General features: G+C 51.2%; 14 protein-coding genes and 1 pseudogene. 8 read left to right on the plus strand and 7 right to left on the minus strand.

Annotation, left to right across the window (positions count from 1 at the left end):
- Window positions 1-102 precede the first annotated feature (102 nt).
- Window positions 103-186 (minus strand): annotated as a pseudogene (locus D9742_RS23505) (hypothetical protein); the annotation flags it as partial.
- Between D9742_RS23505 and pyrL the strand changes: the two are divergent.
- The 4 genes from pyrL (at window position 166) to D9742_RS15570 (ending at window position 2,172) form a co-directional block, all read left to right on the plus strand.
- Window positions 166-300 (plus strand): pyr operon leader peptide, encoded by a 135-nt coding sequence (gene pyrL / locus D9742_RS15555; protein ID WP_032341226.1) that lies wholly within the window; start codon window positions 166-168, stop codon window positions 298-300. The pseudogene D9742_RS23505 and the gene pyrL overlap by 21 nt on opposite strands.
- Window positions 301-303: 3 nt before the next feature.
- Window positions 304-1,239 carry an aspartate carbamoyltransferase gene (gene pyrB, locus D9742_RS15560; RefSeq protein WP_000013046.1) on the plus strand — a complete coding sequence of 312 codons (936 nt, stop codon included), beginning with the start codon at window positions 304-306 and terminating at the stop codon, window positions 1,237-1,239.
- Window positions 1,240-1,251: 12 nt separating this feature from the next.
- Window positions 1,252-1,713, plus strand: coding sequence for an aspartate carbamoyltransferase regulatory subunit (pyrI, locus tag D9742_RS15565; RefSeq protein WP_057108108.1), 462 nt, complete (start codon window positions 1,252-1,254; stop codon window positions 1,711-1,713).
- A gap of 72 nt (window positions 1,714-1,785) precedes the next feature.
- On the plus strand, window positions 1,786-2,172 hold the full coding sequence (locus D9742_RS15570; protein WP_000047542.1) for an enamine/imine deaminase: 387 nt from the start codon (window positions 1,786-1,788) through the stop codon (window positions 2,170-2,172).
- A gap of 205 nt (window positions 2,173-2,377) precedes the next feature.
- Here the strand turns inward: D9742_RS15570 and mgtA are convergent, their stop codons facing one another.
- Window positions 2,378-5,074, minus strand: a complete 2,697-nt coding sequence (gene mgtA / locus D9742_RS15575) for a magnesium-translocating P-type ATPase (protein ID WP_130237506.1) — start codon at window positions 5,072-5,074, stop codon at window positions 2,378-2,380.
- 140 nt (window positions 5,075-5,214) lie between these two features.
- Complete coding sequence (gene mgtL / locus D9742_RS15580) at window positions 5,215-5,268, minus strand: mgtA regulatory leader peptide MgtL (RefSeq protein WP_100207247.1); 54 nt, start codon at window positions 5,266-5,268, stop codon at window positions 5,215-5,217.
- 157 nt (window positions 5,269-5,425) lie between these two features.
- Here mgtL and treR point away from each other — a divergent pair, with 157 nt between their 5' ends.
- The 3 genes from treR (at window position 5,426) to nrdG (ending at window position 9,728) form a co-directional block, all read left to right on the plus strand.
- A complete protein-coding gene (gene treR, locus D9742_RS15585) occupies window positions 5,426-6,400 on the plus strand; it encodes a trehalose operon repressor TreR (RefSeq protein WP_276319714.1) in 975 nt (324 codons plus the stop codon).
- Window positions 6,401-6,935: 535 nt separating this feature from the next.
- Window positions 6,936-9,074: an anaerobic ribonucleoside-triphosphate reductase gene (gene nrdD, locus D9742_RS15590; protein ID WP_130237508.1), complete on the plus strand. Its 2,139-nt coding sequence runs from the start codon at window positions 6,936-6,938 to the stop codon at window positions 9,072-9,074.
- Window positions 9,075-9,263: 189 nt separating this feature from the next.
- Complete coding sequence (gene nrdG, locus D9742_RS15595; RefSeq protein WP_130237509.1) at window positions 9,264-9,728, plus strand: anaerobic ribonucleoside-triphosphate reductase-activating protein; 465 nt, start codon at window positions 9,264-9,266, stop codon at window positions 9,726-9,728.
- Here nrdG and D9742_RS15600 read toward each other — a convergent pair whose 3' ends face one another.
- The 3 genes from D9742_RS15600 to pmbA all read right to left on the minus strand — a co-directional run bounded on the left by D9742_RS15600 (window position 9,729) and on the right by pmbA (window position 12,082).
- Entirely contained in the window at window positions 9,729-9,968 is a 240-nt protein-coding gene (locus tag D9742_RS15600; protein ID WP_000212714.1) for a type II toxin-antitoxin system RelB/DinJ family antitoxin, read from the minus strand.
- Between the two features lie 191 nt (window positions 9,969-10,159).
- Window positions 10,160-10,546 carry a cytochrome b562 gene (cybC, locus tag D9742_RS15610; protein WP_001232247.1) on the minus strand — a complete coding sequence of 129 codons (387 nt, stop codon included), beginning with the start codon at window positions 10,544-10,546 and terminating at the stop codon, window positions 10,160-10,162.
- A gap of 183 nt (window positions 10,547-10,729) precedes the next feature.
- A complete protein-coding gene (pmbA, locus tag D9742_RS15615) occupies window positions 10,730-12,082 on the minus strand; it encodes a metalloprotease PmbA (protein ID WP_130237510.1) in 1,353 nt (450 codons plus the stop codon).
- Between the two features lie 94 nt (window positions 12,083-12,176).
- On the opposite strand from pmbA, the gene yjgA reads away from it, so the two are divergent.
- Window positions 12,177-12,728, plus strand: a complete 552-nt coding sequence (gene yjgA, locus D9742_RS15620; protein WP_000166270.1) for a ribosome biogenesis factor YjgA — start codon at window positions 12,177-12,179, stop codon at window positions 12,726-12,728.
- Window positions 12,729-12,899: 171 nt separating this feature from the next.
- On the opposite strand, the gene mpl is transcribed toward yjgA, so the two are convergent.
- The gene (gene mpl / locus D9742_RS15625; RefSeq protein WP_130206063.1) at window positions 12,900-14,273 is read right to left on the minus strand and encodes a UDP-N-acetylmuramate:L-alanyl-gamma-D-glutamyl-meso-diaminopimelate ligase; all 1,374 of its coding nucleotides are present in this window, start codon (window positions 14,271-14,273) and stop codon (window positions 12,900-12,902) included.
- Between the last annotated feature and the right edge of the window lie 54 nt (window positions 14,274-14,327).

Raw genomic sequence — 14,327 nt, forward strand, 5'->3', positions numbered from 1 at the left:
GAGCATGTTTTTCAGCTCGCTTGCCACAAAAATAAATGTTGTTAAAAACTCAATTTTAAAGCATATAAATTCACTACAATCGTTTACCTGAGTAATTTTTTACATTAATCGCTTGATCCCATTTTCTGTCTGAGTATAATGCCGGACAATTTGCCGGGAGGATGTATGGTTCAGTGTGTTCGACATTTTGTCTTACCGCGTCTGAAAAAAGACGCTGGCCTGCCGTTTTTCTTCCCGTTGTTCACCTATTCCCAGCCCCTCAATCGAGGGGCTTTTTTTTGCCCAGGCGTCAGGAGATAAAAGATGGCTAATCCGCTATATCAAAAACATATCATTTCCATAAACGACCTTAGTCGCGATGACCTTAATCTGGTGCTGGCGACAGCGGCGAAACTGAAAGCTAACCCGCAGCCAGAGCTGTTGAAGCATAAAGTGATTGCCAGCTGCTTCTTCGAAGCCTCTACTCGTACCCGCCTCTCTTTCGAAACCTCAATGCACCGCCTGGGCGCCAGCGTGGTGGGCTTCTCCGACAGCGCTAACACTTCACTGGGTAAAAAAGGCGAAACGCTGGCCGACACCATTTCGGTTATCAGCACCTATGTCGATGCGATTGTGATGCGCCATCCGCAGGAGGGTGCGGCGCGCCTGGCTACCGAGTTTTCTGGCAATGTACCGGTGCTAAATGCGGGTGATGGCTCCAACCAACATCCGACCCAAACCTTGCTGGATCTGTTCACCATTCAGGAAACTCAGGGGCGTCTCGATAATCTCCACGTCGCGATGGTCGGCGACCTGAAATATGGCCGTACCGTTCACTCCCTGACTCAGGCGCTGGCGAAGTTCGACGGCAACCGTTTTTACTTCATCGCCCCGGATGCGCTGGCAATGCCACAGTACATTCTGGATATGCTCGATGAAAAAGGTATCGCCTGGAGTCTGCATAGTTCCATTGAAGAAGTGATGGCGGAAGTGGACATTCTGTATATGACTCGCGTGCAAAAAGAACGTCTGGACCCGTCCGAGTACGCCAACGTGAAAGCACAGTTTGTCCTGCGCGCCAGCGATCTCCACAACGCCAAAGCCAATATGAAAGTGCTGCATCCGCTGCCACGCGTTGATGAGATTGCCACCGATGTGGATAAAACGCCGCACGCCTGGTACTTCCAGCAAGCAGGCAACGGAATTTTCGCTCGCCAGGCGTTACTGGCACTGGTTCTGAATCGCGATCTGGTACTGTAAGGGGAAATAGAGATGACACACGATAATAAATTGCAGGTTGAAGCTATTAAACGCGGCACGGTAATTGACCATATCCCCGCCCAGATCGGTTTTAAGCTGTTGAGTCTGTTCAAGCTGACCGAAACGGATCAGCGCATCACCATTGGTCTGAACCTGCCTTCTGGCGAGATGGGACGCAAGGATCTGATCAAAATCGAAAATACCTTTTTAAGTGAAGATCAGGTAGACCAACTGGCACTGTATGCGCCGCAAGCCACGGTAAACCGTATCGACAACTATGAAGTGGTCGGCAAATCGCGCCCCAGCCTGCCGGAACGTATTGATAATGTGCTGGTCTGCCCGAACAGCAACTGTATCAGCCATGCAGAACCGGTTTCTTCCAGCTTTGCCGTGAGAAAACGCACCAATGATATTGCGCTCAAATGCAAATACTGTGAAAAAGAGTTTTCGCATAATGTGGTGCTGGCCAATTAATTGCGGTTGGTAATAAATGTCAGGCTCCCTATAATGAGCCAGACTTTTTACCGCTGTAATAAAGGAGAAATCATGAGCAAAACTATCGCGACGGAAAATGCACCCGCAGCTATCGGTCCGTATGTTCAGGGCGTTGATCTGGGTAGTATGATCATCACTTCCGGTCAGATCCCGGTAAACCCGAAAACTGGCGAAGTACCGGCAGACGTCGCTGCACAGGCGCGTCAGTCGCTGGATAACGTAAAAGCGATCGTGGAAGCGGCTGGCCTGAAAGTGGGCGATATCGTTAAAACCACCGTGTTTGTGAAAGATCTGAACGACTTCGCAACCGTAAACGCCACTTACGAAGCGTTCTTCACCGAGCACAATGCCACCTTCCCGGCACGTTCTTGCGTTGAAGTTGCACGTCTGCCGAAAGACGTGAAGATTGAGATCGAAGCGATCGCTGTTCGTCGCTAATCTTGATGGAAATCCGGGCTATCATGCCCGGATTAAGTCTGATGACAAACGCAAAATCGCCTGATGCGCTACGCTTATCAGGCCTACGTGATTCCTGCAAGTTATTGAATTTGTAGACCGGATTAGGCATTTACGCCGCATCCGGCATGAACAAAGCTTACTTTGTCTGTAATCTGAATCCGGGCCACCATGCCCAGTTTATTCTTTACTGCCAGCCGTAACGACGGCTATAAACCCCTTTCACCAACTGGGTTAACGTCATATACCCTGCCAGAATCGCAACCAGCCACGGGAAATAGCTTAACGGCAGCGCCTGCAGTTGCAAATAACCAGCCAGCGGCGAAAACGGCAACCCGATCCCGACAATCATCACGATCAATGTCATGACCATTAACGGCCACGACGCGCGGCTTTGAATAAACGGCACACGACGAGTGCGGATCATATGCACAACCAGCGTTTGCGACAGTAATCCCACCACAAACCAGCCCGACTGGAATAACGTTTGCGTTTCCGGCGTGTTGGCATGAAATACCCACCACATCAGGCAAAACGTCAGAATATCGAAGATCGAGCTGATTGGTCCGAAGAAGATCATAAAGCGGCCAAGATCCGCCGGATTCCAACGCTGCGGCTTTTGAATTTGCTCGTCATCAACGTTATCAAACGGGATCGCTACCTGCGATACATCGTACAGTAAGTTCTGGATCAGTAAGTGCAATGGCAACATCGGCAGGAAGGGCAAGAAAGCACTCGCCACCAGCACGCTGAACACATTACCGAAGTTAGAACTCGCCGTCATTTTGATGTATTTCAGCATGTTGGCGAAAGTTCGGCGTCCTTCAATGACCCCCTCTTCCAGTACCATCAGGCTTTTTTCCAGCAAAATGATATCCGCCGCTTCGCGGGCAATATCTACCGCGCCGTCCACAGAAATGCCGATATCCGCAGCGCGTAAGGCAGGCGCATCATTAATACCATCGCCCATAAAGCCAACCACATGCCCTTCGCGCTTTAGCAAGGTCACGATGCGTTCTTTATGCATCGGCGTCAGGCGGGCAAACAGCGTGGTACGCTGCGCGAGATTTGCCAGTTCATCGTCAGATAGTGTTTCGATATCACTACCAATTACCACATCTCCCGCGTCCAGCCCCACTTCATGGCACACTTTTGCCGCCACCAGTTCGCTATCGCCAGTAAGGATTTTTACGGTGATCCCACTCGCCTTTAACGCCTGCAGCGCCGGAGCGGTTGTCTCTTTTGGCGGATCAAGAAAAGCGATATACCCTTCAAGGATCAGGTCAGATTCATCAATCCGTTGGTAATCCCCTTCACGCGCTGGCAGGTATTTCGTCGCCACCGCAACCACGCGCAGCCCCTGACGATTCAGCGTATCGGTTACCCGCTTAATCTTACGCAGCATGGTGTCATCAAGCGGCACAATCGCGCCATTGTGACGCACCTGCGAACACACATTGAGGATTTCCTGCAATGCGCCTTTGCACACCAGTTGATGGCGTTCGGCATTTTCTGCCACGACCACCGACATCCGACGACGCTCGAAATCAAAAGGAATTTCATCCACTTTCTGCCAACGGCTGGCCAGCGAGCGCGCTGACTCTTCATCTATACCTTCCAGCACCGCCGTATCAAGCAGGTTTTTAAGTCCAGTCTGGTAATGGCTGTTCAACCACGCGCTATGCAGCACGCGATCACTGGTTTTACCGGAGATATCAGTATGATTCTCCAGCACAATTTTATCTTGCGTCAGGGTGCCTGTTTTATCAGTGCACAGAATATCCATTGCACCAAAGTTCTGAATAGCATCCAGATGTTTGACGATCACTTTCTGTTTCGACAGTTTTACCGCACCACGCGCCAGCGTCGAGGTAACAATCATCGGCAACATTTCCGGCGTTAAGCCCACCGCTACTGAAAGCGCAAATAGTGCAGCTTCCCACCAGTCGCCTTTGGTGTAACCGTTGATGAACAGCACCACGGGCGCCATCACCAGCATAAAGCGAATCAGCAGCATACTGACGCGGCTGATCCCTTGCTGAAAAGCATTCGGCTCGCTTTCCTGCTCGCTGACACGTCCTGCCAGTTGACCAAACCAGGTGTTAGCGCCAGTGGCAATCACCATTGCTTGCGCCGTGCCGCTCACCACGGTGGTCCCCATATAACACAGGGTATCGCACTCCAGCGGATTGCTGTGCTCTGGCTGGCGAGTGATTGCTGTTTTTTCAACGGGCAGAGACTCGCCGGTTAACGACGCCTGGGCGACGAACAGATCCCGCGCCTGCAAAATACGTAAATCTGCCGGGATCATATCTCCCGCAGCCAGTTTTATAATATCGCCGGGCACCAGCTGGTCGATCGGGATCTCCAGCCAGCCATTTTCGCCTTTGTCGTTAATTACGCGCAGCACCGTCGCAGTATTGCAGACCATCGCTTTCAGGGCATCTGCCGCTTTAGTGGAACGTGCTTCCTGAATAAAGTTCAGCAACGTAGAAATAGCGACCATTAGCGCGATAACGCCCGCGGCAAATAAATCTTCCGTGGCGTAAGAAATAGCGCCGAGGATCGTGAGCAAAATATTAAAGGGATTGCGATAGCAGACCCACAAATGTACCCACCACGGCGACGGTTGTTGTGCGGGTAATTTATTTTCACCATGTTGTTCGCGGGCAGATTCCACTTCCGCCTGATTTAACCCTTCCGGATGGGTGTCGAAGGTTTTCCATAGTTCCTTTTCTGGCAACACCGCCATTTTCAGACAATGCGTACTTAAGGACGGCGGGACCGCGGTATTCACTGTCTGCTGCGCGCCAGGCAATGGATCGCGATGGACCAGACGGGAAGGTAAATGGCGAATTAGTCGGGTAAAAATTTCTTTAAACATAGGGAGTCCCTCCGCACTGCCTGGAACAGTGCAGAAATGTCTTCAGGCGTGGCAAAGCCTTACCTGACGGTAATAAATCTGAGCGAGGACGTTAAAACGTCACGGCCTTACACATCCGGTAATGCCGTGCAAAGACAGGCTTACCGGAAAAGTTTTAATCTCCAACGAGGGAGAGGCGTGGGATCAGGTTCCATATAACCTCCGGTAAGTGAAAAAAAGCGCCGCAAATAATAAGGAGAATCCAATAATATTCGTAGCATTTATGCCGATATAATATCTGAAAGCAACTAAACCAACGATAAACCAGACTTTACCCATTGCTGAATGCGTGGGTAAAGTTAGGCTCAAATAATTAAACGCAAATTACGGAACAACAGGATGCAAAATCGGCTGACCATCAAAGACATCGCTCGCTTAAGCGGCGTAGGGAAATCCACGGTTTCCCGAGTGCTGAATAACGAAAGCGGCGTGAGTCAGCACACGCGCGAGCGTGTGGAAGCCGTGATGAATCAGCATGGATTTTCCCCTTCCCGCTCCGCGCGCGCTATGCGTGGGCAAAGCGATAAAGTGGTTGCTATTATCGTCACCCGTCTGGATTCGTTATCAGAAAACCTCGCCGTTCAGACGATGCTGCCTGCATTCTATGAACAGGGTTATGATCCGATCATGATGGAAAGCCAGTTTTCGCCGCAACTGGTTGCTGAACATTTGGGCGTTCTGAAACGTCGCAATATTGACGGAGTAGTGCTGTTCGGTTTTACCGGTATAACGGAAGAAATGTTAGCCCACTGGCAATCATCACTGGTGCTTCTGGCGCATGACGCAAAAGGTTTTGCTTCGGTCTGTTATGACGACGAAGGGGCGATTAAAATCCTGATGCAACGGCTATATGACCAGGGACATCGTAATATCAGTTATCTTGGCGTACCGCACAGCGACGTTACCACCGGTAAACGGCGTCACGAGGCTTATCTGGCATTCTGCAAAGCACATAAACTACATCCCGTCGCTGCCCTGCCCGGCCTCGCCATGAAGCAAGGTTACGAGAACGTGGCAAAAGTGATTACTCCTGAAACCACCGCGTTACTGTGCGCAACCGACACACTGGCGATCGGGGCATGTAAGTACCTGCAAGAGCAACGCGTCGACACCTTACAGTTGGCGAGCATCGGTAATACTCCATTGATGAAGTTCCTGCATCCGGAAATCGTCACCGTTGATCCAGGCTACGCCGAAGCCGGACGCCAGGCGGCCTGTCAGTTAATCGAGCAGATAAGCGGACGCAGCAAGCCTCAACAAATCATCATCCCAGCAGCCCTTTCCTGAGCGGTTCCTTCTACCAGATTTATCCAAAGAGTATTGAGAACACTACTGGCAGCTACTGATGCATAGCTTTGAAGAAGCCTAACCAAAACTCTGTGCCATGACATTATGGTCTTTTGAAGCTGTCTGGCGGTTTCAGAAATAATTCTTCTCCAGACCACGCTAAAGCGAGTATTTCCGGGGACTTACCGGGTAGCATATTGTTTTTGTTGATTTTATAACCAGAAAATCATTAAAAAATTTACACATCGCTCTAGCGCCCGCCATCCGTACTCTCTGCTTTTTACTTTGAGCTAAATCAAAAAAATCGCAAACATCCTTAATGCAAAGCACTATATATAGACTTTAAAATGCATCTCAACCCAATATGTTGTATCCATCGTCTAAACTTGCAACAAGATACACACCAACAAAGCCGACACAATTGTGGATAAAGCGAATTGGGATTGCAGTAAATCCCCGTAACAAGAGCTGAATAAACCGGGGCGCACTTCCCAACTTTCTGTGGATAACCTGTTCTTAAAAATATGGAGCGATCATGACACCGCATGTGATGAAACGAGACGGCTGCAAAGTGCCGTTTAAATCAGAGCGCATCAAAGAAGCTATTCTGCGTGCAGCTAAAGCAGCGGAAGTCGATGATGCAGATTATTGTGCCACTGTTGCCGCTATCGTCAGCGAGCAAATGCAGGGGCGTAACCAGGTAGATATCAACGAAATCCAGACTGCCGTTGAAAACCAGCTGATGTCTGGCCCGTACAAACAACTGGCCCGTGCATATATTGAGTACCGTCACGATCGCGACATTGAACGCGAAAAACGCGGCCGTCTGAACCAGGAGATCCGTGGTCTGGTCGAGCAGACTAATTCCTCGCTGCTCAATGAAAACGCGAATAAAGACAGTAAAGTCATTCCGACCCAGCGTGACCTGCTGGCCGGGATTGTGGCTAAACACTATGCACGTCAGCACCTGCTGCCGCGTGACGTGGTGCAGGCACATGAACGTGGTGATATCCACTACCACGATCTCGATTACTCGCCGTTCTTCCCGATGTTCAACTGCATGTTGATCGACCTGAAAGGCATGCTGACTCAAGGCTTTAAGATGGGGAATGCCGAGATTGAACCGCCGAAGTCGATCTCTACAGCTACCGCAGTAACTGCGCAGATTATTGCTCAGGTCGCCAGTCATATTTATGGCGGTACCACCATTAACCGTATCGACGAAGTTCTGGCGCCGTTTGTCACCGCCAGCTACAACAAGCACCGTAAAACTGCGGAAGAGTGGAGCATTCCTGACGTCGAAGGTTACGCCAACTCTCGTACCATCAAAGAGTGCTACGACGCATTCCAGTCGCTGGAATATGAAGTAAATACCCTGCACACCGCCAACGGTCAGACGCCGTTTGTGACCTTTGGCTTTGGTCTGGGTACCAGCTGGGAATCGCGCCTGATTCAGGAATCTATCCTGCGTAACCGTATCGCGGGCCTCGGTAAAAACCGTAAAACTGCAGTATTCCCGAAACTGGTTTTTGCGATTCGCGATGGCCTGAACCATAAAAAAGGCGATCCGAACTACGACATCAAACAGCTGGCGCTGGAGTGCGCGAGCAAGCGCATGTATCCGGATATCCTGAACTACGATCAGGTAGTGAAAGTCACCGGTTCGTTTAAAACTCCAATGGGTTGCCGGAGCTTCCTCGGCGTGTGGGAAGACGAAAACGGTGAGCAGATCCACGATGGTCGTAACAACCTCGGTGTGATCAGCCTGAACCTGCCACGTATTGCTCTGGAAGCGAAAGGCGATGAAGCCACCTTCTGGAAGCTGCTGGATGAACGTCTGGTGCTGGCGCGTAAGGCGCTGATGACCCGTATCGCCCGTCTGGAAGGCGTGAAAGCGCGCGTAGCGCCGATCCTCTATATGGAAGGTGCCTGCGGCGTACGTTTGAATGCCGACGATGACGTGTCTGAAATCTTCAAAAATGGTCGAGCGTCTATTTCGCTGGGTTATATCGGTATCCACGAAACCATTAACGCGCTGTTCGGCGGCGAGCATGTTTACGACAACGAGCAGCTGCGTGCGAAGGGTATCGCGATTGTTGAGCGTCTGCGTCAGGCGGTGGATCAGTGGAAAGAAGAAACCGGTTACGGTTTCAGTCTCTACAGCACGCCGAGTGAGAACCTGTGCGACCGCTTCTGCCGTCTCGATACCGCTGAGTTTGGCGTGGTGCCTGGCGTGACCGATAAAGGTTACTACACCAACAGTTTCCACCTCGATGTGGAGAAGAAGGTGAACCCGTACGACAAGATCGACTTTGAAGCGCCTTACCCGCCGCTGGCGAATGGTGGTTTCATTTGCTACGGCGAGTATCCAAACATTCAGCACAACCTGAAGGCGCTGGAAGATGTCTGGGATTACAGCTATCAGCATGTACCGTATTACGGCACCAACACGCCGATTGATGAATGCTACGAATGTGGCTTTACCGGCGAGTTTGAGTGCACCAGCAAAGGCTTCACTTGTCCGAAATGTGGTAACCATGACACCTCCCGTGTGTCGGTGACTCGCCGCGTGTGCGGATATTTAGGTAGCCCGGATGCGCGTCCGTTTAACGCCGGCAAGCAGGAAGAAGTTAAGCGCCGCGTTAAACATTTGGGAAATGGGCAGATAGGTTGATCTGCACTAAGCAAATGCCGGATGTGATGTGAAAGCGTCGCATCCCGCGTTGATTGCCGGATGCGGCGTAAACGCCTTATCCGGCCTACATTTGGCAACGGCTGTAGGCCTGATAAGACGCGACAGCGTCGCATCAGGCGTTGATTGCCTGATACAGCCTACACGCGGACTGATAAGCCAGGCGAAATAATGAATTATCATCAGTACTATCCTGTCGACATCGTCAACGGCCCCGGCACTCGTTGCACCCTGTTTGTCTCCGGGTGTGTTCATGAATGCCCCGGTTGCTATAACAAAAGCACCTGGCGGGTAAATTCCGGTCAGCCATTTACCAAAGAAATGGAAGACCAGATCATCAACGATCTGAACGACACTCGCATCAAACGCCAGGGTATTTCCCTCTCTGGCGGCGATCCGCTGCATCCGCAAAACGTGCCGGATATTCTGAAGCTGGTACAACGCATCCGCGCCGAGTGCCCTGGTAAAGACATCTGGGTATGGACAGGCTATAAACTCGACGAACTCAACGCTGCGCAAATGCAGATTGTTGATTTGATTAACGTGCTAGTCGACGGCAAATTTGTGCAGGATTTAAAAGACCCTTCCCTGATCTGGCGCGGCAGCAGCAATCAGGTGGTGCATCATTTGCGTTAATCACTCATCCAGTCGGACCTTAATGGCCTCTTGTGGGTTGGCCAGTCGTTCCCTGACAGTGCGTAACAAGGCTTCTTCACTATCACTGACAGTGAGCGTTTTTACCGGCATTCGTCCATTTTCCGCAACGTACTGAAACAGCAGCCGTACGGCTTCAGTAGGCGTGATATTTAATTTTTCCAGCACCGCATAAGCCTCATTTTTCAGTTTGTCATCCAGGCGGACGTTAAGTGTGGCCATTATGCCTCCGGTAATTATGAAAAGTGTAATGCATTATAGCATTACATATGCATTACATTCATTTCTGGAAAACGCCTCGCAAAAATGGCGCCGACACGCAGGAATATGCCGTAGTGAAAAGAGATTTTGCGGTGATTTTACGAAGGGAGACGAGAGCGTTGGGCGGCGATGCTTCACCGCCCAATGAGGAATTAACGATACTTCTTGTGATATGAATTGCGGGTCGTTTTCAGTTGCTCTGCGGCGGCCTGCGCTTCTTTCACTTTGCCTTCATTAGCCAGTTTCAGCGCGTCGTCAATCTGACCAACCAGAATGTCGAAACCGTGACGGAAGTCTTTCATCTCCGGGCTGTCTGGTGATTTGCCTTCCAGCTTCGGCGGCGTCGCTTTTTGCGCATCCAGCGCTGCGGCGCGCATCTTCGTTAACGCGTCTTTGACTTGTGCCGCGTTATCGGCTTTTTCGACCACTTTTAAATTGTCGTTGAGGGTTTCCATATTGTCTTCAAGATCAGCGGCAAACGACGCCGAACTGAATACCAACGAGGAGACTGCAAGAATAGCTAACAGGCTTTTACGCATTGCTCACTTCCTTTTTTATTTACACTTCATCCTTCACACTGCCTCATCGACGGCTACGCTCATTCGCCCGAGTCACGTACTACGAGTACGCTCCCCGGCTCTCATTCACTTTCCGTCTCGATGCAGCGCGAATGATTTTGTGTAATTTTTTAGTTTATAGCGCGGCAGGTCGCGCCAGTTTTTTTACTGCCCGGCGATTTTCATCTCCGGCAACAGCACAGAACCACACTGTATATTGCTGCGTGTTTCAATATCGTTACCGACGGTCACAATATTGCGCCACATATCTTTTAAATTACCAGCGATGGTGATTTCGCTAACCGGATACTGAATTTCGCCATTCTCTACCCAGAAGCCCGCTGCACCACGGGAATAATCACCGGTAATGGCACTCACGCCCTGGCCCATCAATTCCGTCACCACCAGTCCAGTACCCATCTCTTTGAGCATTTGTTCGAAGCTTAGACCTTGTCCGGCAATGCGCCAGTTGTGAATACCGCCCGCGTGTCCGGTGCTTTTTAGCCCCAGTTTCCGCGCCGAGTAACTGGTCAACAGCCACTGAGTCAGGATGCCATCTTTAATAATATCGCGACGTTCGGTACGCACACCTTCGCTGTCGAATGGCGTAGATGCAAGCCCCTTCAGCAGGTGCGGATGTTCTTCAATAGTCAGCCAGTCCGGTAGAATTTGTTTACCCAGCGAATCGAGCAGGAAGGTGGATTTACGGTAGACCGCACCACCAGCAATCGCCCCCACCAGATGACCGAACAGCCCGGTTGCCACTTCATTGGCAAAAATGACTGGCGCTTTCATAGTAGAGAGTTTACGCGGTGACAGGCGCGATAAGGTACGGCGAGCGCAGTCTGCGCCAACCCATTCTGGCGTTTGCAAATCGCCCATCGCACGACCAATGGTGTAAGCGTAATCACGCTCCATATCGCCATTTTCTTCGGCAATGACACAACTGGAGAGTGAATGACGCGTTGAGCAGTAGCCTTGCAACATACCGTGGCTATTGCCGAAAACTTTGACGCCGTAATGGCTGTTAAAACTGCCGCCTTCGGTGTTGGTAATGCGTTTATCCGCCTGTAATGCCGCCTGTTCAGCACGGGCCGCCAGTTCAATGGCTTCGTCCGGAGAAACTTCTGCGGGGTGGAATAAGTCAAGATCCGGCGCGTCGAAAGCCAGCAGTTCTTTGTCTGCCACGCATGCATACGGATCTGGCGAAGTGTAACGCGCAATATCCAGCGCCGCCTGTACAGTGCGGGCAATGGCTTGCGGACTTAGATCGGTGGACGATGCACTACCTTTACGGTTCTGATGATAAACGGTTATCCCCAGTGCGCCATCGCTATTGAATTCGACATTCTCCACTTCGCCATATCGCGTGCTAACGCTAATGCCGGTGGTCTTGCTGACGGCAACTTCCGCACCGTCCGATTTGCCTGAGGCCAACTCCAGCGCAGTCGAAACTGCTTCTTCCAGAATCTTGCGCTGCGCTTCAACTTGAGAGATTACTTTCATTGCAAGTGCCATAATGTAGAGAGTTTCTCTGAAGTCTAACAGAGAACCGTTTTTCAGTGCGCATCTTAACTGGTAACATTAGCCTCTTTTTTTTAAGGAGCCTGACATGACTAAGCAGCCCGAAGACTGGCTCGACGACGTTCCCGGTGATGACATCGAAGACGAAGACGATGAAATTATCTGGGTCAGTAAAAGTGAAATTAAACGTGACGCCGAGGAGCTAAAACGCCTGGGCGCAGAAATTGTTGATCTGGGGAAAAACGCGCTGGATAAGATCCCGTTAGATGCGGATCTGCGTGCGGCTATTGAGTTAGCCCAGCGTATTAAGATGGAAGGTCGCCGCCGTCAGTTGCAGCTCATTGGTAAGATGCTGCGCCAGCGCGACGTAGAACCTATTCGTCAGGCGCTGGATAAGCTGAAAAACCGCCACAACCAGCAGGTGGTGTTGTTCCATAAACTGGAAAACCTGCGCGATCGTCTGATCGATCAAGGTGATGACGCCATCGCTGAAGTATTGAACCTGTGGCCCGATGCCGATCGTCAGCAACTGCGTACTCTGATCCGCAACGCGAAGAAAGAGAAAGAAGGGAATAAACCGCCGAAATCCGCGCGACAGATTTTCCAGTATCTGCGCGAGTTAGCGGAGAACGAAGGGTAATTTGTTGTTGTTGATATGAGTATGGTTTGCCGGATGCGGTGCACCTCCAGGCCTGATAAGACGCATCAACGTCGCATCAGGCACTATGCTCAAATGCCGGATGCGGCGTGAACGCCTTATCCGGCCTACAAAAGCACATTGCCCCTGTAGGCCTGATAAAACGTCTCAGGATTACTGCGCGGCTTCCGCTTTCTTCGCCAGGCCATCCAGCAGTTTCTGATGAATACCACCAAAACCGCCGTTACTCATCACCAGAATATGGTCGCCTGGCTGGGCGGTTTTCACCACCATTTCTGCCAGCGCATCAACATCTCCGCTCCAGTGCGCAGGCTGAATACATGCTTCCGCCACTTCTGCTACCTGCCACGGAATATGCGACGGTTGCAGCAGGAAGACTTCATCGGCACGACCTAATGACGGTGCCAAATCATCTTTGCAGACTCCCATCTTCATGGTGTTTGAACGCGGCTCAAGCACGGCAATAATACGCGCCGTACCGCCAACTTTGCCGCGCAGCGCCGCCAGCGTTGCCAGAATTGCCGTTGGGTGATGGGCAAAATCGTCATACACCGTCACGCCGTTAGCTTCGCCACGCAGTTCCAGGCGGCGACGGGCATTGATAAACAAACCCAGCGCGTTAGCTGCATCAGCCGGTGCGATGCCAACATGACGGGCCGCAGCAATCGCCATCAGTCCGTTGTGCATATTATGTTCGCCCACCAGCGACCATTTCACTTCGCCCACTTTTTCGCCATCCAGCAAGACTTCCCATTCGGAAGCGTCAGTGGTCAGCTTTTTCGCCTGCCAGTGACCTTGCTCGCCCACCAGCTCCTGCTCGCTCCAGCAGCCCATTGCCAGAGTTTGTTTCAGGTTGATGTCGTTTTCCGGCCAGATAATACGCCCCTGACCAGGGACAATACGCACCAGATGGTGGAATTGTTTCTGAATCGCTTTCAGGTCGTCGAAGATATCGGCGTGGTCGAACTCAAGGTTGTTGAGGATCAGTGTTCGCGGGCAGTAATGGACAAACTTAGAACGTTTGTCGAAGAAGGCACAGTCATACTCGTCTGCTTCGATAACAAAGAAGTCGCTTTCGCCCAGGCGCGCAGAAACGTCAAAGTTCCCCGGAACTCCACCGATCACAAAACCTGGTTTATAGCCGCACTGTTCCAGAATCCAGGTCGCCATGCCCGCCGTGGTGGTTTTGCCGTGTGTACCGGCAACGGCCAGCACCCAGCGGTCGCGCAGCACAAAATCATGCAACCACTGCGGACCTGACATATATGGAATGTTTTTTTCCAGTACCGCTTCCACACACGGATTTCCACGGGTCATGGCATTGCCAATAATCACCAGATCCGGCTGAGGGTCGAGCTGGCTGGCATCGTAACCCTGAATCAGTTCAATGCCTTGCTTCTCAAGTAAGGTGCTCATCGGCGGATACACATTGGCGTCCGAACCCGTTACTTCATGGCCCAACTGGCGCGCCAGAATCGCCAGACCGCCCATAAACGTGCCACAAATTCCTAATATATGAATGCGCATACGTCACTATCCTTTTTTAATCTGCCGTTCATTTTACGCATATGTCGGGCAACA

The sequence above is a fragment of the Escherichia sp. E1V33 genome, from assembly GCF_004211955.1.
Taxonomy (GTDB): Bacteria; Pseudomonadota; Gammaproteobacteria; order Enterobacterales; family Enterobacteriaceae; genus Escherichia.